This window comes from Pseudomonas sp. NFACC45, assembly GCF_900113505.1.
GTDB lineage: Bacteria > Pseudomonadota > Gammaproteobacteria > Pseudomonadales > Pseudomonadaceae > Aquipseudomonas > Aquipseudomonas tehranensis.
On sequence record NZ_FOPO01000007.1, the window covers coordinates 151,067 to 170,386 of the forward strand.

A 19,320-nucleotide genomic window follows, 5' to 3' on the forward strand; every position below is an offset into this window, starting at 1 on the left:
ACGAGTGTCCCTGATCGCTTCTGACCACTTCCGCATCGTTGTCGGCCTCGGCAAGAGCGGCATGTCCCTGGTTCGCTTCCTGGCGAACCGGGGCGTGTCGTTTGCCGTGGCCGATACGCGGGAAAATCCACCTGAGCTGGCCACGTTGCGTCGTGACTACCCACAGGTGGACGTGCGTTGTGGCGAGCTGGATGTCGAGTTCCTGTGCCGCGCCGACGAGCTCTACGTGAGCCCCGGCCTTGCTTTGGCAACCCCGGCCTTGCAGGCCGCCGCCGCCCGTGGCGTGAAGTTGTCCGGTGACATCGAGCTGTTCGCCCGTCACGCCAAGGCGCCGATCATCGCCATCAGCGGCTCCAACGCAAAAAGCACCGTCACCACCCTGGTGGGTGAAATGGCTGCGGCGGCCGGTAAGCGGGTTGCCGTGGGTGGCAACCTGGGAACCCCGGCGCTGGATCTGCTCAGTGATGACGTCGAGCTGTATGTGATGGAACTGTCGAGTTTCCAGCTCGAAACCACCGACCACCTGGGCGCTGAAGTGGCAACCGTGCTCAACATCAGCGAAGACCACATGGACCGCTACAGCGGCCTGCCGGCCTATCACCTGGCCAAGCACCGGATCTTCCGCGGTGCCCGGCAAGTGGTGTTCAACCGCCAGGACGCGCTCACTCGGCCTTTGCTGGGCGAGGGACTGCCGTGCTGGTCGTTTGGCTTGGGTGTTCCGGATTTCAAAGGCTTTGGCCTGCGCGAGGAACATGGCGAGAAATACCTGGCTTTCGAATTCCAGAATCTGATGCCGGTGCGTGAGCTGAAGATTCGCGGTGCCCACAACCAGGCCAATGCCCTGGCGGCGCTGGCCCTGGGACATGCGGTCGGTTTGCCGTTCGACGCCATGCTGTCGGCCCTGCGTACGTTTGCCGGGCTCGAACACCGCTGCCAGTGGGTGCGCGAGCTTGACGGGGTGGCCTGGTACAACGATTCCAAGGCCACCAACGTGGGTGCTGCGCTGGCTGCCATCGAAGGTCTGGGCGCGGACATCGAAGGCAAGCTTGTGCTGATCGCCGGCGGCGACGGCAAGGGTGCCAACTTCAAGGACCTGCGCGATCCGGTGGCGGCCAACTGCCGTGCCGTGGTGCTGTTGGGTCGTGACCGCGAATTGATCGCCCAGGCCCTCGGCGACGGCGTGCCGCTGGTTCGCGTCGCTTCGCTGGACGAAGCGGTGCAGCAATGCCGCGCCCTCGCACAGCCCGGCGATGCCGTGCTGTTGTCGCCGGCCTGCGCCAGTTTCGACATGTTCAAGAACTACGAAGAGCGCGGGCAGTTGTTCGCCCGGGCCGTGGAGGGCTTGGCATGAACCTGATGAACATCATCAAGCCATACCCGTCCCCGCTGATCACCGGGCGCGGCATCGACCTGGATTTCCCGATGCTCGTCGGTTGTCTGGCGCTGCTGGGCCTGGGCCTGGTGATGATCACTTCCGCGTCGTCGGAAGTGGCTGCCGTGCAATCGGGCAACACCCTTTATCACATGATTCGTCACCTGATTTACCTGGTGATCGGTTTGGTCGCGTGCATTGTCACCATGATGGTGCCGATCGCCACCTGGCAACGCCTGGGCTGGATGATGTTGCTCGGTGCCTTTGGCCTGTTGGTGATGGTGCTGTTGCCGGGCATCGGTCGCGAGGTCAACGGTTCGATGCGCTGGATCGGCTTCAGCTTCTTCAACGTACAGCCTTCGGAAATCGCCAAGGTCTTCGTGGTGATCTATCTCGCCGGGTATCTGGTGCGTCGCCAGAAAGAAGTGCGCGAGAGCTGGATGGGCTTTTTCAAGCCGTTCATTGTGTTGCTGCCGATGGCCGGCCTGCTGCTGATGGAGCCGGATTTCGGCGCCACGGTGGTGATGATGGGGGCTGCGGCGGCGATGTTGTTCCTCGGCGGTGTCGGGCTGTTTCGCTTCACCCTGATGGTGGCGCTGGCGGTCGGCGCGGTGACGGTGCTGGTGCAAGCGCAACCCTACCGGATGGCGCGTCTGATCACTTTTACCGACCCGTGGGCCGACCAGTTCGGTTCCGGTTATCAATTGACCCAGGCCCTGATCGCCTTCGGTCGCGGCGAATGGCTGGGTGTAGGCCTGGGCAACAGCGTGCAGAAGCAGTTCTACCTGCCCGAAGCCCACACCGACTTCGTGTTTTCGGTATTGGCCGAGGAGCTGGGCGTGGTCGGTTCGCTGCTCACCGTCGGATTGTTCGTCTTCGTCTGCGTGCGCGGCATGTACATCGGTTTGTGGGCCGAGCGGGCCAAGCAGTATTTCGCCGCCTACGTGGCGTATGGCTTGTCGTTCCTGTGGATCGGCCAGTTCCTGATCAACATCGGCGTGAACGTCGGCCTGTTGCCAACCAAAGGCCTGACGCTGCCGTTCCTCAGTTACGGCGGCAGTTCCCTGGTGATTTGCTGTGCCTGTCTGGGCTTGTTGCTGCGCATCGAATGGGAGAGTCGAACCCACCTGGGCAGCGAAGAGATGGAATTCCAGGAGAGCGACTTCGCCGAGGAGCCGACTCATGGGCGCTAATGTGCTGATCATGGCCGGCGGAACCGGTGGGCATGTATTCCCGGCGCTGGCCTGTGCCCGGGAGTTCCAGGCGCGCGGTTACACCGTGCACTGGCTGGGTACGCCACGGGGCATCGAGAACGAGCTGGTGCCCGCCGCCGGCCTGGAGCTGCACCGGATCAACGCCAGCGGCCTGCGGGGCAAAGGCAGGTTGTCGCTGCTCAAGGCGCCGCTGATGCTGCTCAAGTCGATCTGGCAGGCCCGGGCGATCATCCGTCGGTTGCGGCCGGTATGCGTGGTGGGCTTTGGTGGTTATGTGACCGGTCCTGGCGGTGTCGCGGCAAAACTGGCCGGTGTGCCGGTCATCGTTCACGAGCAGAACGCCGTGGCCGGTACCGCCAATCGGTTACTGGTGCCGTTGGCCGCTCGAGTCTGTGAAGCCTTTCCCGACACCTTTACCCTGTCGGGCAGCCGGCGTACCACCGGTAACCCGGTGCGCACCGAGCTGTTCCTCGATACGCCGCGCCCGGCCCTGGCCGGACGCAAGGCGCGTTTGCTGATCCTGGGTGGAAGCCTGGGGGCGGAGCCGTTGAACAAATTGCTGCCCGAAGCCTTGTCGCAGGTCGCTCCCGAACTGCGGCCCGAGGTGTTTCACCAGGCCGGCAAAAACCACGATGAAGTGACCGCCGAGCGCTACCGCGCCGCCGGCGTCGAGGCGCAAGTGCAGCCTTTCATCAAAGACATGGCCCAAGCCTATGGCTGGGCCGACCTGGTGGTCTGCCGCGCAGGCGCGTTGACCATCAGCGAACTGGCTGCCGCCGGTCTGCCCTCGATGCTGGTGCCTTTGCCCCACGCCATCGACGACCACCAGACCCGCAACGCCGATTATTTGGCCCGTGAAGGCGCTGCCTTCCTGATGCCGCAAAGAACGACTGGTGCCGCGGATCTTGCCGCGCGCCTGACAGAGGTTTTGATGCAACCGCAAACAATCGAAGACATGGCCCGCGCCGCCCGTCGCCTGGCCAAACCCGACGCCACGGCCCAAGTGGTCGATACCTGCCTGGAGGTGGCCCATGGTTGAGAATCGCAAAGCCATGCCGCAACCGGAAATGCGCCGTATCCGCCGCATCCATTTCGTCGGTATCGGCGGCGTGGGCATGTGCGGGATCGCCGAAGTGTTGCTGAACCTGGGCTATGAAGTCTCCGGTTCCGACCTGAAAGCCTCGCCGGTCACCGAGCGCCTGGAATCCTTTGGCGCGCAGATTTTCATCGGCCACCGTTCCGAGAACGCCGCCAACGCGGATGTGCTGGTGGTCTCCAGCGCCGTGAACACCTCCAACCCGGAAGTCGCCACCGCCCTGGAGCGGCGCATTCCCGTGGTGCCGCGGGCCGAGATGCTGGCCGAACTGATGCGTTATCGCCACGGCATCGCCGTTGCCGGTACCCATGGCAAGACCACCACCACCAGCCTGATCGCCTCGGTGTTCGCTGCCGGTGGTCTGGACCCGACCTTCGTGATCGGCGGTCGCCTCAATGCCGCGGGCACCAATGCCCAGCTGGGCACCAGCCGTTACCTGATCGCCGAAGCCGACGAGAGCGATGCGAGCTTCTTGCACCTGCAGCCGCTGGTGGCCGTGGTCACCAACATCGACGCCGACCACATGGCGACCTACGACGGTGACTTCAACAAGCTGAAAAAAACCTTCGTCGAGTTCCTCCACAACCTGCCGTTCTACGGTTTGGCAGTGGTGTGCCTGGACGACCCGGTGGTGCGCGAGATCCTGCCGCTGATCAAGCGTCCGACCGTGACCTACGGTTTCGGCGAAGACGTCGACGTGCGCGCCATCAACGTGCGCCAGCAGGGCATGCAGACGTTCTTCACCGTGCTGCGTCCTGATCGCGAACCGCTGGATGTGTCGGTGAACATGCCCGGCAACCACAACGTGCTCAATGCGCTGGCCACCATTTGCATTGCCACCGATGAAGGCGTCAGTGACGAAGCCATTGTCCAGGGCCTGTCCGGGTTCCAGGGCGTGGGACGACGTTTCCAGGTCTACGGCGAACTGCCGGTGGACGGCGGTAACGTGATGCTGGTGGACGATTACGGCCACCACCCGACCGAAGTCGCGGCGGTGATCAAGGCCGTGCGCGGTGGCTGGCCGGAGCGGCGCCTGGTGATGGTTTACCAGCCGCACCGCTACAGCCGTACCCGCGACCTGTACGACGATTTCGTCCAGGTGCTGGCCGACGCCAACGTGTTGCTGTTGATGGAAGTCTATCCGGCCGGCGAGGAGCCGATCCCGGGGGCCGACAGCCGTCAGCTGTGCCACAGCATCCGCCAACGCGGTCAGTTGGACCCGATCTACATCGAGCGCGGCGTGGACCTCGCACCGCTGGTCAAACCGCTGCTGCGCGCTGGCGACATCCTGCTGTGCCAAGGCGCCGGTGACATCGGTGGCCTGGCCCCGAAACTGTTGAAAAGTCCGTTATTCGCCGGAGCAATCGTGGCCTCCAGCGAGGGGAAACTGAAATGACTGCTGCTTACGCCAACCTGGTTTCGACCCTGGACCCGAAAGCCTTCGGCCGCGTCGCCGTGCTGTTCGGCGGCAAGAGCGCCGAACGCGAAGTGTCCCTCAAGTCTGGCAACGCCGTGCTGCAAGCCCTGCAAAGCGCCGGTGTCGACGCATTCGGCATCGACGTGGGCGACGATTTCCTGCAGCGCCTGCTGAACGAAAAAATCGACCGTGCGTTCATCATTCTCCATGGCCGTGGCGGTGAAGACGGCAGCATGCAAGGTCTGCTCGAGTGCCTGGGCATCCCCTACACCGGCAGCGGCATCCTGGCGTCTGCCTTGGCGATGGACAAACTGCGCACCAAGCAGGTCTGGCACAGCCTCGGCATTCCCACACCCCGCCACGCCGTGCTGGCGTCCGAGGCCGATTGTATTTCGGCGGCCACGGAACTGGGCTTCCCTTTGATCGTCAAACCGGCCCATGAAGGTTCAAGTATCGGCATGGCGAAAGTGACTTCGCTGCCTGAGTTGACCGCGGCATGGAAAGACGCCAGTTCCTACGATTCGCAAGTGTTGGTCGAGCAGTGGATCACCGGTCCCGAGTTCACCATTGCCACCCTGCGTGACCAGGTGTTGCCCCCGATTGCCCTGGGCACGCCGCACACGTTCTACGACTACGACGCCAAGTATGTGGCCAATGACACCCAGTACCGCATTCCATGCGGGCTGGACAGCGCCAAGGAAAAACAACTGATGGACCTCACGGCCAAGGCTTGTGAGGCGCTGGGTATTGCCGGTTGGGGACGGGCGGACGTGATGCAGGACGCCGACGGGCAGTTCTGGTTCCTGGAAGTCAACACCGCCCCAGGCATGACCGATCACAGCCTGGTACCGATGGCGGCCCGTGCCGCCGGCCTGGATTTCCAGCAACTGGTGCTGTCGATCCTGGCCGCCAGTGTCGGCTCTCAAGAGCCAAGAGGTTAAGCATGCAAGGCGCATCGCTTCGTCATCAGCCATCCGCACCCGGTCGCAAGCCGGTGCCGCGGGGTGCCAGCCGAATGGTGGCCAAAGAGCCGATGTCGGCGCGCCTGCCGAAAGCCAATTTTGGTTTTCTCAAGAGCCTGTTCTGGCCGGTGTTGCTGGTGGCGTTGGGGTTCGGTACGTACGAAGGGGCTCAGCGGCTGCTGCCTTACGCGGACCGGCCGATCGCCCGGATCAATGTGCAGGGCGACCTGAGCTACATCAGTCAGCAAGCCGTGCAGCAGCGGATCGCCCCATTCGTGGCGTCGAGCTTCTTCACCATCGACCTGGCGGGTATGCGCAAGGAACTGGAGCAGATGCCCTGGATCGCCCATGCCGAAGTACGGCGGGTATGGCCTGACCAGGTTTCTATTCGCCTGGAAGAACAACTGCCCGTGGCCCGCTGGGGTGACGAGTCGCTGTTGAACAACCAGGGCCAGGCGTTCACGCCGCGGGAACTGGCCAACTACGAACATTTGCCACAACTGTTCGGGCCTCAGCGGGCCCAGCAGAAAGTCATGCAGCAGTACCAGGTGTTGAGTCAGATGTTGCGGCCGCTGGGCTTCTCCATCGCGCGCCTGGAGTTGCGTGAGCGCGGCAGCTGGTTCCTGACCACTGGCGCGGGCAGCTCGGGGCCGGGCATCGAGCTGCTGCTCGGGCGCGGCAACCAGGTGGAAAAGATGCGCCGCTTCATTGCCATCTATGACAAGACGCTCAAAGACCAGATTACGAACATCGCGCGCATCGATCTGCGCTACGCCAACGGCCTGGCTGTTGGCTGGCGGGAACCTGTAGCGCCCACGACGGCTGAACCCGCCGTCGCGAAGAATTAAGAGAGGCAGGACCCATGGCAAACGTGCAAAGCGGAAAAATGATCGTCGGTCTGGATATCGGCACTTCCAAGGTGGTTGCGCTGGTAGGCGAGGTCGCGGACGACGGCACGCTGGTCATCGTCGGGATCGGTACCCACCCGTCCCGTGGCTTGAAAAAAGGCGTGGTGGTGAACATCGAGTCCACCGTGCAATCGATCCAGCGCGCCATTGAAGAAGCGCAGCTGATGGCCGGTTGCCGGATCCACTCGGCGTTCGTCGGCGTGGCGGGCAATCACATCCGTAGCCTGAACTCCCACGGCATCGTGGCGATTCGTGACCGTGAAGTCAGCTCCGCTGACCTTGAGCGTGTGCTCGACGCGGCGCAGGCCGTGGCGATCCCGGCCGACCAGCGTGTGCTTCACACCCTGCCGCAGGACTACGTGATCGATAACCAGGAAGGCGTGCGTGAGCCCCTGGGCATGTCCGGCGTGCGTCTGGAAGCCAAGGTCCACGTGGTGACCTGCGCCGTGAACGCTGCGCAGAACATCGAGAAATGCGTGCGCCGTTGCGGCCTGGAAATCGACGACATCATCCTCGAGCAACTGGCCTCGGCCTACTCGGTGCTGACCGACGACGAGAAGGAACTGGGCGTGTGCCTGGTGGACATCGGCGGCGGCACCACTGACATCGCAATCTTCACCGAAGGCGCGATCCGCCACACGGCAGTGATCCCGATTGCCGGTGACCAGGTCACCAACGACATCGCCATGGCCTTGCGCACGCCGACCCAGTACGCCGAAGAAATCAAGATCCGCTACGCCTGCGCCCTGGCGAAACTGGCCGGTGCCGGTGAAACCATCAAAGTGCCAAGCGTTGGCGAACGTCCTCCGCGCGAGTTGTCCCGCCAGGCTTTGGCCGAAGTGGTCGAGCCGCGTTACGACGAGCTGTTCACGCTGATCCAGGCGGAGCTGCGTCGCAGTGGCTACGAAGACCTGATCCCGGCCGGCATCGTGCTGACCGGTGGTACGTCGAAGATGGAAGGCGCGGTCGAACTGGCCGAAGAGATTTTCCACATGCCGGTGCGCCTGGGCGTGCCCCATGGCGTCAAGGGCCTGGATGACGTGGTGCGCAACCCGATTTACTCCACTGGCGTGGGCCTGTTGATGTACGGCCTGCAGAAGCAGTCCGACGGGGTTTCGTTCTCGGGCATCGGCAGCCGCGACAGCTACAACAGCGACGAGCCGAAGGCGCCGCTTTTCGAGCGGCTGCAGGCTTGGGTGAAGGGCAATTTTTAGCAACAGGTTTAAAGCTTCAAGCGACGAGCCTCTGGCTCGGCACTGGAAGATGCAACAAACGCAGTAGGCGAAAAAACTAGAGAATGAAAGGAGAGGGAAAATGTTCGAACTCGTAGACAACATCCCCGCTAGCCCGGTTATCAAGGTAATCGGTGTCGGCGGTGGCGGCGGCAACGCTGTCAACCACATGGTCAAGAGCAACATCGAAGGCGTCGAATTCATTTGCGCCAACACTGATGCTCAAGCGCTGAAAAACATCGGCGCGCGAACCATCCTTCAACTGGGTACCGGCGTGACCAAGGGTCTGGGTGCCGGCGCGAATCCCGAGGTTGGCCGTCAGGCTGCCCTGGAAGACCGCGAGCGCATCGCTGAAGTCCTGGCTGGCACCAACATGGTGTTCATCACCACTGGCATGGGCGGCGGTACCGGTACCGGTGCGGCGCCGATCATCGCCGAAGTCGCCAAGGAAATGGGCATCCTCACCGTTGCGGTGGTGACCCGTCCATTCCCGTTCGAAGGCCGCAAGCGCATGCAGATTGCCGATGAGGGCATCCGCGCGCTGAGCGAAAGCGTCGACTCGTTGATCACCATTCCCAACGAGAAGCTGCTGACCATCCTGGGTAAGGACGCAAGCCTGCTGTCGGCTTTCGCCAAGGCCGATGACGTACTGGCCGGTGCCGTTCGCGGTATCTCCGACATCATCAAGCGTCCGGGTATGATCAACGTCGACTTCGCTGACGTACGCACCGTGATGTCCGAAATGGGCATGGCGATGATGGGCACTGGCTGCGCCAGCGGTCCGAACCGTGCTCGCGAAGCCACCGAAGCGGCCATCCGCAACCCGTTGCTCGAAGACGTCAACCTGCAGGGCGCCCGTGGCATCCTGGTGAACATCACCGCCGGTCCGGACCTGTCCCTGGGCGAGTACTCCGACGTGGGTAGCATCATCGAAGCGTTCGCTTCCGACCACGCCATGGTCAAGGTCGGCACCGTGATCGATCCGGACATGCGTGACGAACTGCACGTGACCGTGGTTGCCACCGGCCTGGGCGCGAAAATCGAGAAGCCGATGAAGGTGATCGACAACACCGTTCAGACCTCCCTGGCATCGCAGCCGCAGCAACAAGCGGCCGCTCGTCAGGAACAACCCGCGGTGAACTACCGTGACCTGGACCGTCCGACCGTCATGCGCAATCAGGCTCAGGCCGGTGCTGCGACTGCCGCGAAGATGAATCCGCAAGACGATCTGGATTACCTGGACATCCCGGCATTCCTGCGTCGTCAGGCCGATTGATGAAATGTATCAGGGGGATACGGGTGATTGGTGTTCAGCAAAGGTCTGGTCTGCTATTATCGCCAGCCTTTGTTGATACCAGTTCGCAATTTGCGCTGAAGCGGCCCATGCCATGATTAAACAACGCACCCTGAAGAATATTATCCGTGCCACAGGTGTCGGCTTGCACTCCGGCGAGAAGGTCTACCTGACCCTCAAGCCCGCGCCTGTCGATACTGGCATCGTGTTTTGTCGTGCCGACCTCGACCCTGTGGTGCAGATCCCTGCTCGCGCGGAAAACGTTGGTGAAACCACTATGTCGACCACACTGGTCAACGGTGACACCAAAGTGGATACGGTGGAGCATTTGCTCTCGGCCATGGCTGGCCTGGGCATCGATAACGCCTACGTCGAGCTCTCCGCGTCCGAAGTCCCGATCATGGATGGCAGTGCCGGACCCTTCGTATTCCTGATTCAATCGGCTGGCCTGGAAGAGCAGGACGCAGCCAAGAAGTTCATCCGTATCCTGCGGGAAGTGACAGTGGAAGACGGCGACAAGCGCGCCACTTTCGTCCCTTTCGAAGGTTTCAAGGTGAGCTTCGAGATCGATTTCGATCACCCGGTTTTCCGTGACCGCACCCAGAGTGCAAGCGTGGATTTTTCCAGTACTTCGTTCGTAAAAGAAGTCAGCCGCGCCCGTACCTTTGGTTTCATGAGTGACATCGAGTACCTGCGCAAGCACAACCTCGCACTCGGTGGCAGTGTTGAAAACGCGATCGTGGTCGATTCCGATGGTGTGTTGAACGAAGACGGCCTTCGTTATGAAGACGAATTCGTCAAACACAAGATTCTCGATGCAATCGGCGACCTCTACCTGCTGGGCAATAGCCTGATTGGTGAGTTCAAGGGCTTCAAGTCCGGCCACGCGCTGAACAACCAGCTGCTGCGCAAGTTGATTGAGCAGAAAGATGCTTGGGAAGTCGTGACGTTCGAAGACGCCAGCACCGCACCAATCTCTTACATGCGCCCTGTAGCGGCCGTGTAAGCCAAAAACCTCTCTAGTTTTTAAAGGCTGCCTTCGGGTGGCCTTTTTTTATGGCCGGGTGTTTCTGCGGGGGTGATGGAGCACTGTTAGATTGGAGGGACATGGGGACTTGTGGCGAGGGGATTTATCCCCGCTGGGCTGCGAAGCAGTCCTACCCACTGCAACTCGGTGCGCCAGGCTGATTGAGTCGTCTGCATTGGGGCTGCTTCAGCCCAGCGGGGATAAATCCCCTCGCCACAGAGAGCAATATGTCCACAGCCTTGGGGCGCTGGTGTCACATCGCGCAAACCACACGATTGCGCCCACTGGCCTTGGCCTGGTACAGCGCCTTGTCGGCGGCGAACATGAGTTGTTCGAGTTCGCCATACGGCCCTTGGGTCCAGGTGGCGATGCCGATGCTAACGGTCATGGGCGCTGCGCCGGGAATGAAAGGCGGCAATTGCTCCACCGCTTCGCGAATGTTCTGGGCCATGGTAAAGGCTCCGGCGGTGGTGGTTTCCGGCAGTACCACCGAAAACTCCTCACCGCCATAGCGCGCTGCCAGGTCGGCCGGTCGACGGACATGCCGGCCGATCAGATGCGCCAGGGTGCGCAAGGCCTCGTCACCGCTTGGGTGGCCGTGGCGATCGTTGAATGCCTTGAAGTGATCGGCATCGATCATCATGACTGACAGCGGTTGGCCCGAGCGCTGGGCCCGCAGCCATTCCCGTTGCAGCGTTTCGTCCAGGGTCCGGCGGTTGGCCAGGCCCGTCAGCGAGTCGACGGACGCCAGTTGCGCCAGTTCCCGTTCAGCGTGGTGGCGCCGCCTCAGTTCATGACGCAGCAGCCAGGTGAGCCAGAGCAAGCCGATGCACAATGCTCCTGTAGCACCGCTGACCAGCAGCGCCGTGCGTTTCCAGGAGGCGAAGACTTCATCGGAGGAGAGCGCCACTACCACGATCAAAGGCAGGTCGCCCACTTGGGAAAAGGTGTACAGGCGCGGCTTCTGGTCCTGACCGGATACGCTGGTGAAGCTGCCGTTGCCTTCGCGCAGGATGCGCATGAAGTTCGGGCGGTTGCTGAAATCCTTGCCAATCAGGTCCTCGGCCAGGGGCGGCTCCTGGGCCAACAGGAAGCCGTCGCTGCTGACCAGATTGACTGTGCCGCCATGACCGATGTTCAGGCTCTTGAACAATTGGTTGAAGTAATTCAAGCGCATCGCGGCTTCCGCCACGCCCACGAACTCCCCGTGTTCGTCGTTCACTCGGTAGCTGAAACTGATGCGCCAGTCCTGCGCGGCACTTCTGGAGCGAAACGGGCGACTGATCATCATGCCCGGGCTCGGGTTCTGGACATGGGACTGGAAATATTCCCGGTCGGCATAGTTGCCCTTTCGTGGCTCAATCGAGGCGGAGTCGGCGACTACATCGCCGCGCTTGTCGAGCAGCAGGATGTCGCCTTTATAGGGGGCGGCGGTGGCACGGTCGAAGAGGGCCAAGTGGCGAATCGTCGGCGAAACATCTTTCAGGTCGTCGCGTTGGGTGGCGGCGACCAAACCTTGTAGCGACAGATCGTAGAGCTCCACGTTGCGCAGCACGTCGGCATCAATCAGTTGCACGATATTGGTCGCCGAACGTGTCGCGGCCTGTTGGGCGGCGGCGTATTCGCGGATCAGCAGGAAGGTCACGATGCTCAGGATGGCAATGACAACCAACGAACTGGCCAGTACCAGTACCCGTTCCGAGCGTATCGAAAACGGGGTGTTGCCGGGTGTCGCACTGCTCGCGCTCATGGTTCCGATGTCTGCATTTGTCATTTGGCTGGGATCCGTCCCAAAGGGTTGCATAACCGGCAATGCACCAGATGCTGGCCTTTTGCTGATTGTGCTTGGATCGGTGAGAGCGGGCAATCAGTGTTCGCGCAATAACGCGTGAGCGCTGCCGAAGGCTGAGATCTTTTTACTTTGCTACATTTGGCTTTCATCCAGCATTCAATCGCTTGGAGTTCATCCCATTACGATCTAAACAGCGTGGGGTTTCAGGCCGGCAAGCGGATCCCGAAGGTATTCACGCCTCGGTCACTGTGCACGAAGACATCCCCACCGTGCATCAGCGCAATCGCCTTGACGATGGCCAGCCCCAACCCGTGGTTGGCGCCACTGTTGCTGCGGGAGGCATCTACCCGGTAGAACCGTTCGAACAGGCGCGGCAGGTGTTCATCGGCAATCGGTTCGCCGGGGTTGGTGACGGCGAGGGTGATCTGGTCGCCCAAGACCTCGATGCGCACATTGATCACTTGCCCCGGGGCGGTGTGGCGCACCGCGTTGCTCAGCAGGTTGATCAGTGCGCGGCGCAGGTGGGCGATCTCGATGTTGGCCTGGGCGTCACCGTCGACCCTGACTTGGACCTGGGCGTCTTCGAGGATGAAGTCCAGGTAGTCGAGGGTGGTCGCCACTTCGCCGGCCAGGGAGGTGCTGGTGAGCTTGGTGGCTTTGCTGCCCTGGTCGGCGCTGGCGAGGAACAGCATGTCGTTGATGATCGAGCGCAGTCGCTCCAGCTCTTCGAGATTCGATTGCAGCACCTCGAAGTAATGCTCGGCCGAGCGCCCACGGGTCAGCGCCACCTGGGTCTGGCCGATCAGGTTGGTCAGGGGCGAGCGCAGCTCATGGGCGACGTCGGCGTTGAACGACTCCAGTCGCGAGTACGCCTGTTCGACCCGGTCGAGGGTGGCGTTGAAGGACCTGACGAATTGACTGAGCTCCGGCGCCAAGGGTGACATCTGCAAGCGCCCGGACAAGCGCGGTGGTGTCAGGCGTCTGGCCTCATCGGACAGCTTGATCAGCGGCTTGAGGCCGATACGTGCCACCCAGTAGCCCAGCAATGAGGCCAGGACCACCCCGACAATCGCCAGGCTCACCAGCGCCACCAGCAAATGGTGTTGGGTCTGATAGAACGTCTGGGTGTCGATGCCGATCATGAAGCGCAGGGGCGGACGCTGGTCCTTGGCCGGGAACTGGCTCACGAGCACTTTCATCGGGTATGGCTGCGCCGCCAGTTTCAGGTCGCGCTTGCCCAGCGAACCTTCGGCGAAGGCACGAATCTGTGGATCGGGGTTGCCATATTCAAAGCGTGGATCGCCACTGACGATCCAGAATCGGATGCGTTTGTCTTCCTCTCCCAGCAGGCGCAACTTGTTATTGATCTTCACCCAGTGCTCGGGTGTGCCGTAGCGACCGACCGTGGACTCGAGCACGCTGTAGCGCGCATCGAGTTCAGCTTCCGGCAACAGGCCCAGGCCCTTGTCGACTTGCTGGTACAAGGCCCCGCCGATCAACAGGAACACCAAGGCCGCCACCAGCGTGAACATGCCGCTCAGGCGCAGGGCGATACTGTCGGGCAAAGTCACTCTCTGCTCTCCAGCACATAACCCATTCCACGAATCGTGTGCAGCAGTTTTTCTTCGAACGGCCCGTCGAGCTTGGCCCGCAAGCGTTTGATGGCCACTTCCACCACGTTGGCGTCGCTGTCGAAGTTGATGTCCCAGACCATTTCGGCAATGGCGGTTTTCGACAGTATTTCGCCTTGGCGGCGCGCCAGGACGCTGAGCAGCGAGAACTCCTTGGCCGTCAGGTCCAGGCGTTGGCCGGCGCGGGTGGCCTTGCGGCTGATCAGGTCGATCCACAGGTCAGCGATGCTGACCTGCACCGGTTCATGACTGCCGCTGCGGCGGGTCAGGGCTTGCAGGCGGGCTACCAGTTCCAGGAAGGAGAACGGCTTGCCCAGGTAATCATCGGCGCCGTCACGCAAGCCCTTGATGCGGTCTTCGACCCGTTCACGGGCGGTGAGCATGATCACCGGGGTCTGCTTGCGGGCGCGCAGAGCCCGCAGCACGCCGAAGCCGTCCAGGCCTGGCAGCATGACGTCCAGCACGATCACCGCGTAATCGCTTTCCAGCGCCAGGTGCAGCCCCTCGACGCCGTTCGGCGCCACATCCACGGTGTAGCCCTGTTCGGTCAGGCCGCGATGCAGATAGTCCGCGGTTTTTTCTTCGTCTTCGATGATCAGAACGCGCATGGCCCCGCCTCAGTCTGTGGTCGCCAGCGTCGTCGGCGCAGGTCCGGGCTGCTGGACGGGCCGATGAAACAGTCGCTCGAGCCATAAGTATATGACCGGTGTGGTGAACAGCGTCAGCGCCTGGCTCACCAGCAGGCCGCCGACCACTGCAATGCCCAGCGGTTGGCGCAATTCTGCGCCGGGGCCGGAGCCGAGCATCAGCGGCAGGGCACCGAGCAGAGCGGCCAGGGTGGTCATGATGATCGGGCGAAACCGGGTCAGGCACGCCTGGAAAATCGCTTCCTGGGGCGTCAAACCACCCTTGCGCTGGGCGTCGAGGGCGAAGTCGATCATCAGGATGCCGTTTTTCTTGACGATGCCGATCAGCAGCACCAACCCGATCAGCGCCATGATCGAAAAATCCTGGCCCAGCAACCACAGCATGACCAGCGCGCCGAGGCCGGCCGAGGGCAGGGTGGAGATGATCGTCAACGGGTGTATGAAACTCTCGTAGAGCACGCCGAGGATGATGTACACCGCCAACAGCGCGGCGAGAATCAGCCATGGCTGGCTGGTCAGGGAGCTTTGGAACGCTTGGGCCGCGCCCTGGAAGTTACCGGTGATGGAGGCCGGCATGCCGATCTCGTTCTTGGCCTGGTCGAGCATGCGCACTGCATCGCCCAGCGCCACGCCAGGCGCCAGGTTGAACGACAGGTTGGCCGCCGGAAACATACCGTCGTGGGCAATGGACAGTGGGCCGTTGGTCGGCGCATCGAAGCGGGCCAGGGCCGAGAGCGGGACCATCTCACCACTGAGCGGCGAGCGCAGGTAGAAATAGGCCAGGCTCTCGGCCTTGCCACGTTGCGCGGTGTCGAGCTCCAGGATCACGTTGTATTGATTGGTTTCAGTCTGGAATTCGTTGATCTGCCGCTGACCGAAGGCGTCGTACAGGGCCTGGTCGACATCGCTGGCAGTGAGGCCAAAGCGCGCCGCCGCGCTGCGGTCGATGTTGATGTGGGTGATGCTGCCGCCCAGTTGCAGGTCGTTGGAGATGTCCCGGAACGCGGGGTTGCCGCGCAGCCTGTCGGTGAGTTTTTGGGTCCAGGTGTTGAGGGTAGGCCCGTCGTTGCTCTTGAGCACGTATTGATACTGGGCGCGGCTCGGACCGGAGCTGAGGTTGATGTCCTGCCCGGCCCTCAGGTAGAGCACCACGCCGGGGATACCCAACAGTTTGGGGCGGATCCTGTCGATGAATCCACTGGCCGACACGTCGCGCTCGCCCCGGGGCTTGAGAGCGATCCAGAAGCGGCCGTTGGCGATGGTCTGGTTGTTGCCGGAGACGCCGACGGAGTGGGAGAAGGTTTGCACCGCCGGGTCGGCGGCGACGATTTCGGCCAGGGCCTTGTGCTTGGCGACCATGTCCGGGAATGACACATCGGCGGCCGCTTCGCTGGTGCCCAGCACCAGGCCGTTGTCCTGGACCGGAAAAAAGCCCTTGGGAATGAATACATAGCCGGCGACCGCCATTGCCAGGGTCAGGCCGAACACGCCGATCATCAATTTCTGATGGGCCAGGGCCCGACGAAGGCCTCGTTCATACCAGCCCAGCAAGTGTTCGCCGAAGCCTGGCCCGGCCTGAGCATGATGTGTCGGGGCGCGCATGAACAAGGCCGCCAGGGTCGGCGCCAGGGTCAGGGACACCACCACCGAAATCAGGATGGTCGACGTCGCGGTCAAGGCAAACTCCTTGAACAGTCGCCCGACCACGCCCCCCATGAACAGCAGCGGAATGAACGCCGCCACCAGCGAAAAGCTGATGGAGATCACCGTGAAGCCGATCTCGCCCGCGCCCTTGATCGCCGCCTCACGCATGCCTTCGCCGGCTTCCAGATGTCGGTGGATGTTCTCCACCACCACAATGGCATCGTCCACCACGAACCCCACCGAGATGACGATCGCCACCAGGGTCAGGTTGTTCAGGCTAAAGCCCATCACGTACATCAGGGCGAAACTGGCGATCAGCGACACACCGAGCACCGCCGAGACAATCAGAGTTGCCGAAAGCTGGCGCAGGAACAATGCCATCACCGCCACCACCAGCAGCACCGCGATCAGCAAGGTGATTTCCACTTCATGCAACGAGGCGCGGATGGTCTGGGTCCGGTCGATCATCACTTTGACCTGCACCGCGGCGGGCAGCATGGCTTCAAGGGTGGGCAAGGCTGCCTGGATGCGGTCGACTGTCTCGACGATGTTCGCCCCCGGTTGCCGGAAGATGACCAGGTTGACCCCCGGCTCGCCGTCGGACCAGGCCTGGACGTAGGCGTTTTCCGAACCATTGACGACTGTAGCGATGTCCTTGAGGTGAACCGGCGCCCCGTCCCTGTAGGACACGATCAATTCACGGTATTGCTCAGGGGTGAACAACTGATCATTGGTGGCGAGGGTCGAAATACTCGACTCGCCGTACAAGGCGCCCTTGGCCAGATTGAGGCTGGCTTGCTGCAGCGCCACGCGGATGTCCGCCAGGGTCAGGCCGATGGCGGCGAGCCGGTCGGCCGAGGCCTGGACCCGGATCGCCGGGCGTTGCTGGCCGGTAATGTAGATTTGCCCTACACCGTCGATCTGGCTGATCTGACGGGCGAGCAGAGTCTCGACGTAATCGCTCAGGTCGGTGCCGGGCATCAGGCTGGAACTGATGCTGAGGATCAACACCGGGCTGTCGGCCGGATTGACTTTGCGCCAGGTGGGCAGGTTCGGCATGTCATTGGGCAATTTGCCTGCGGCGGTGTTGATGGCCGCCTGTACCTCCTGGGCGGCGGTGTCGATGCTTTTGTCGAGGCTGAATTGCAGGGTGAGGTTGGTCGAGCCCAGCGCGCTGCTGGAGGTCATCTGGGTGATGCCAGGGATGGCGCTGAATTGCACTTCCAGCGGGGTGGCCACCGATGAAGCCATGGTCTCGGGACTGGCACCGGGCAACTGGGCGTTGACCTGGATCGTCGGGAACTCCGCTTCCGGCAATGGCGCAACAGGCAGGCGAGGAAAGGCGATCAACCCCAGCAGCACCAAGGCGAACGTCAGCAGCACCGTGGCGATGGGGTGATCGATGCACCACGCCGAAACCGAACCGCGGCCCTTCATGGTTTTGGCTCCGACACACTGGCCTGGGCCACGGGGTCACCGAGCACCTGGATGCGGGTGCCGGGCTTGAGCCGTGACTGACCGTCGCTCACCAGTTGATCGCCCGCGCTCACCCCTTTGATGATGTGCAGGTCACTGTCCTGGTACACCATCACCACCGGTACGCTCTCGACCTGGTTACCCTTGATCCGGTACACGAAAGGTTGCTCCAGGCCGCGCTGAACCACGGTCGGTGGAACCACCAGGGCGTCCTTGTCGAGGGCGGTCTGGATTTTCAATGTCACCAACTGCCCTGGCCATAGCCGTTGCGCGGCGTTGCTGAATTCAGCCTTGGCCCGCAGGGTGCCGGTGTTGGCGTTGATCTGGTTGTCGATCAGGCTCAGGCGGCCCTCGCCGAGCATTTCACCCGAGCTACCATCGGCGCCTGTGTAGGCCTGGACCAGCGCTTGCTCGGGGGCGGCCATCAACCGTTGCAAGGTGGGCAGCATTTGTTGGGGCAAGGCAAACTCCACCGCGATCGGGTCGATCTGGGTCACGGTGAACAGGCCGTCGGTGTCGCTGGCGCGCAGGAAGTTGCCTTCGTCCACGTTGCGAATGCCGACGCGACCGGTCACCGGGGAGCGGATTCGGGTGTAGGACAACTGCACCTGGGCGGCATCGATGGCCGCCTGATTGCCCTGGGCGGTGGCCTTGAGCTGGTTGACCAGTGCCTGTTGCTGGTCGTAGGTCTGCTTCGATACGCCGTCGTCGACACTGAGCAATTTGTAGCGCTTGAGATTGATCTGGGCGACCGCCAGTTGTGCCTGACTTTCCCCGAGCTGGGCCCTGGCCTGGTCGAGGCTGGCGCGGATCGAGCGGTCGTCGATGGTGGCCAGCAGGTCACCCTGCTTGACCTGTTGCCCTTCCTTGACCAGCAGTCGGGTGAGGATGCCGTCGATCTGCGGGCGGATCACCACGCTGTGCAGTGACAACACCGTGCCGATGCCACTGGCAAAACGCGGCACATCCTTTTGCACCACGCTGACCACCCTCACCGGAACGGCCACGGGCGCGCCGGGTTTGGCGGTGACGGGCTTGATGACATACCAGAGGGCGACAGCCGCCAGGACGACCAGGAGCGCGACGAGCAAGACGGTTTTTTTCTGGATGTGCATGGAGGTGGGAGGCCGGTTCAGGACAGAGGGATTTTTATCTTTCTTATATAGCGTTGCGAGGTGGTCAGGAAGGTGACGCCTAACTGACGGGCTTGTCAGTTTTGTCCCGACTTACTGTCAGACGAGTGTAGGGCCGATTGAATCCGCCCTGCGCGCGCCGGTATCGGGCGGGTATACTGCCGACTTTCGCGGCTCGCTCTCCGGGCCCGACTTGCACGCATTACCCGGAGCTTTACATGACTTCCCCAACACCTTTGCCCGCGGACGAACACCCGAACGGCGAACAGGCCGACCGGCCCGACAGCGATGCTTCCAGCGGCGAGAGCGTCAACGCGATCCCGACTTTCAAGTTCCCGTTCAAGCCGGGTGAGCTGGCCGCGGCCAAAGGGGCCGGGCAGCAGCCTTGGTACAAGAACGGCGCCAAGAACGGTCACACCAAAACCCCTGGCGCCGCGCCGCCCGGCACGCGTCGCTCGATGGGCAAGCGCTGATA

15 protein-coding genes are annotated in these 19,320 nt (G+C 62.4%); 10 read left to right on the forward strand and 5 right to left on the reverse strand.

Going from position 1 to position 19,320, the window contains the following annotated elements; translation table 11 throughout:
• The first annotated feature begins 4 nt into the window (after window positions 1–4).
• The 9 genes from murD (at window position 5) to lpxC (ending at window position 10,501) form a co-directional block, all read left to right on the forward strand.
• Window positions 5–1,351: a UDP-N-acetylmuramoyl-L-alanine--D-glutamate ligase gene (murD, locus tag BM132_RS14885; RefSeq protein WP_092456262.1), complete on the forward strand. Its 1,347-nt coding sequence runs from the start codon at window positions 5–7 to the stop codon at window positions 1,349–1,351.
• A complete protein-coding gene (gene ftsW / locus BM132_RS14890; RefSeq protein WP_047228818.1) occupies window positions 1,348–2,565 on the forward strand; it encodes a putative lipid II flippase FtsW in 1,218 nt (405 codons plus the stop codon). The genes murD and ftsW overlap by 4 nt, the downstream gene beginning before the upstream one ends.
• On the forward strand, window positions 2,555–3,625 hold the full coding sequence (gene murG / locus BM132_RS14895; RefSeq protein ID WP_092456265.1) for an undecaprenyldiphospho-muramoylpentapeptide beta-N-acetylglucosaminyltransferase: 1,071 nt from the start codon (window positions 2,555–2,557) through the stop codon (window positions 3,623–3,625). Before ftsW ends, murG begins: the two co-directional genes overlap by 11 nt.
• The gene (murC, locus tag BM132_RS14900) at window positions 3,618–5,078 is read left to right on the forward strand and encodes a UDP-N-acetylmuramate--L-alanine ligase (protein ID WP_092393785.1); all 1,461 of its coding nucleotides are present in this window, start codon (window positions 3,618–3,620) and stop codon (window positions 5,076–5,078) included. Before murG ends, murC begins: the two co-directional genes overlap by 8 nt.
• Window positions 5,075–6,040 (forward strand): D-alanine--D-alanine ligase, encoded by a 966-nt coding sequence (locus BM132_RS14905; protein ID WP_076383613.1) that lies wholly within the window; start codon window positions 5,075–5,077, stop codon window positions 6,038–6,040. Before murC ends, BM132_RS14905 begins: the two co-directional genes overlap by 4 nt.
• Window positions 6,041–6,042: 2 nt before the next feature.
• Complete coding sequence (locus tag BM132_RS14910; RefSeq protein WP_047228822.1) at window positions 6,043–6,909, forward strand: cell division protein FtsQ/DivIB; 867 nt, start codon at window positions 6,043–6,045, stop codon at window positions 6,907–6,909.
• A gap of 14 nt (window positions 6,910–6,923) precedes the next feature.
• Entirely contained in the window at window positions 6,924–8,183 is a 1,260-nt protein-coding gene (gene ftsA, locus BM132_RS14915) for a cell division protein FtsA (protein ID WP_076383614.1), read from the forward strand.
• A 100-nt stretch (window positions 8,184–8,283) separates the two neighbouring features.
• Window positions 8,284–9,477 (forward strand): cell division protein FtsZ, encoded by a 1,194-nt coding sequence (gene ftsZ / locus BM132_RS14920; RefSeq protein ID WP_047228824.1) that lies wholly within the window; start codon window positions 8,284–8,286, stop codon window positions 9,475–9,477.
• A 112-nt stretch (window positions 9,478–9,589) separates the two neighbouring features.
• Complete coding sequence (gene lpxC / locus BM132_RS14925; protein ID WP_030139673.1) at window positions 9,590–10,501, forward strand: UDP-3-O-acyl-N-acetylglucosamine deacetylase; 912 nt, start codon at window positions 9,590–9,592, stop codon at window positions 10,499–10,501.
• A gap of 274 nt (window positions 10,502–10,775) precedes the next feature.
• On the opposite strand, the gene BM132_RS14930 is transcribed toward lpxC, so the two are convergent.
• The 5 genes from BM132_RS14930 to BM132_RS14950 form a co-directional block, all read right to left on the reverse strand.
• A complete protein-coding gene (locus BM132_RS14930; protein WP_092456530.1) occupies window positions 10,776–12,272 on the reverse strand; it encodes a sensor domain-containing diguanylate cyclase in 1,497 nt (498 codons plus the stop codon).
• 245 nt (window positions 12,273–12,517) lie between these two features.
• Window positions 12,518–13,846: a heavy metal sensor histidine kinase gene (locus BM132_RS14935; protein ID WP_371264133.1), complete on the reverse strand. Its 1,329-nt coding sequence runs from the start codon at window positions 13,844–13,846 to the stop codon at window positions 12,518–12,520.
• Window positions 13,847–13,881: 35 nt separating this feature from the next.
• Window positions 13,882–14,553 (reverse strand): heavy metal response regulator transcription factor, encoded by a 672-nt coding sequence (locus BM132_RS14940; protein ID WP_092393782.1) that lies wholly within the window; start codon window positions 14,551–14,553, stop codon window positions 13,882–13,884.
• A gap of 9 nt (window positions 14,554–14,562) precedes the next feature.
• Window positions 14,563–17,673 carry a multidrug efflux RND transporter permease subunit gene (locus BM132_RS14945; protein ID WP_092456269.1) on the reverse strand — a complete coding sequence of 1,037 codons (3,111 nt, stop codon included), beginning with the start codon at window positions 17,671–17,673 and terminating at the stop codon, window positions 14,563–14,565.
• Complete coding sequence (locus BM132_RS14950; protein ID WP_092456272.1) at window positions 17,670–18,827, reverse strand: efflux RND transporter periplasmic adaptor subunit; 1,158 nt, start codon at window positions 18,825–18,827, stop codon at window positions 17,670–17,672. The genes BM132_RS14945 and BM132_RS14950 overlap by 4 nt, the downstream gene beginning before the upstream one ends.
• Window positions 18,828–19,063: 236 nt before the next feature.
• Here BM132_RS14950 and BM132_RS14955 point away from each other — a divergent pair, with 236 nt between their 5' ends.
• Entirely contained in the window at window positions 19,064–19,318 is a 255-nt protein-coding gene (locus BM132_RS14955; RefSeq protein ID WP_092456275.1) for a hypothetical protein, read from the forward strand.
• Window positions 19,319–19,320: the final 2 nt, after the last annotated feature.

Bases quoted from the DNA above. Each gene is read 5' to 3' on its own strand.
- ftsW (WP_047228818.1), top strand. From the start codon at position 1,348: ATGAACCTGATGAACATCATCAAGCCATACCCGTCCCCGCTGATCACC.
- ftsA (WP_076383614.1), top strand. From the start codon at position 6,924: ATGGCAAACGTGCAAAGCGGAAAAATGATCGTCGGTCTGGATATCGGC.
- BM132_RS14930 (WP_092456530.1), bottom strand. From the start codon at position 12,272: ATGAGCGCGAGCAGTGCGACACCCGGCAACACCCCGTTTTCGATACGC.
- BM132_RS14910 (WP_047228822.1), top strand. From the start codon at position 6,043: ATGCAAGGCGCATCGCTTCGTCATCAGCCATCCGCACCCGGTCGCAAG.
- lpxC (WP_030139673.1), top strand. From the start codon at position 9,590: ATGATTAAACAACGCACCCTGAAGAATATTATCCGTGCCACAGGTGTC.
- murC (WP_092393785.1), top strand. From the start codon at position 3,618: ATGGTTGAGAATCGCAAAGCCATGCCGCAACCGGAAATGCGCCGTATC.
- ftsZ (WP_047228824.1), top strand. From the start codon at position 8,284: ATGTTCGAACTCGTAGACAACATCCCCGCTAGCCCGGTTATCAAGGTA.
- BM132_RS14905 (WP_076383613.1), top strand. From the start codon at position 5,075: ATGACTGCTGCTTACGCCAACCTGGTTTCGACCCTGGACCCGAAAGCC.
- murG (WP_092456265.1), top strand. From the start codon at position 2,555: ATGGGCGCTAATGTGCTGATCATGGCCGGCGGAACCGGTGGGCATGTA.
- BM132_RS14945 (WP_092456269.1), bottom strand. From the start codon at position 17,673: ATGAAGGGCCGCGGTTCGGTTTCGGCGTGGTGCATCGATCACCCCATC.
- BM132_RS14950 (WP_092456272.1), bottom strand. From the start codon at position 18,827: ATGCACATCCAGAAAAAAACCGTCTTGCTCGTCGCGCTCCTGGTCGTC.
- BM132_RS14935 (WP_371264133.1), bottom strand. From the start codon at position 13,846: ATGTTCACGCTGGTGGCGGCCTTGGTGTTCCTGTTGATCGGCGGGGCC.
- BM132_RS14955 (WP_092456275.1), top strand. From the start codon at position 19,064: ATGACTTCCCCAACACCTTTGCCCGCGGACGAACACCCGAACGGCGAA.
- BM132_RS14940 (WP_092393782.1), bottom strand. From the start codon at position 14,553: ATGCGCGTTCTGATCATCGAAGACGAAGAAAAAACCGCGGACTATCTG.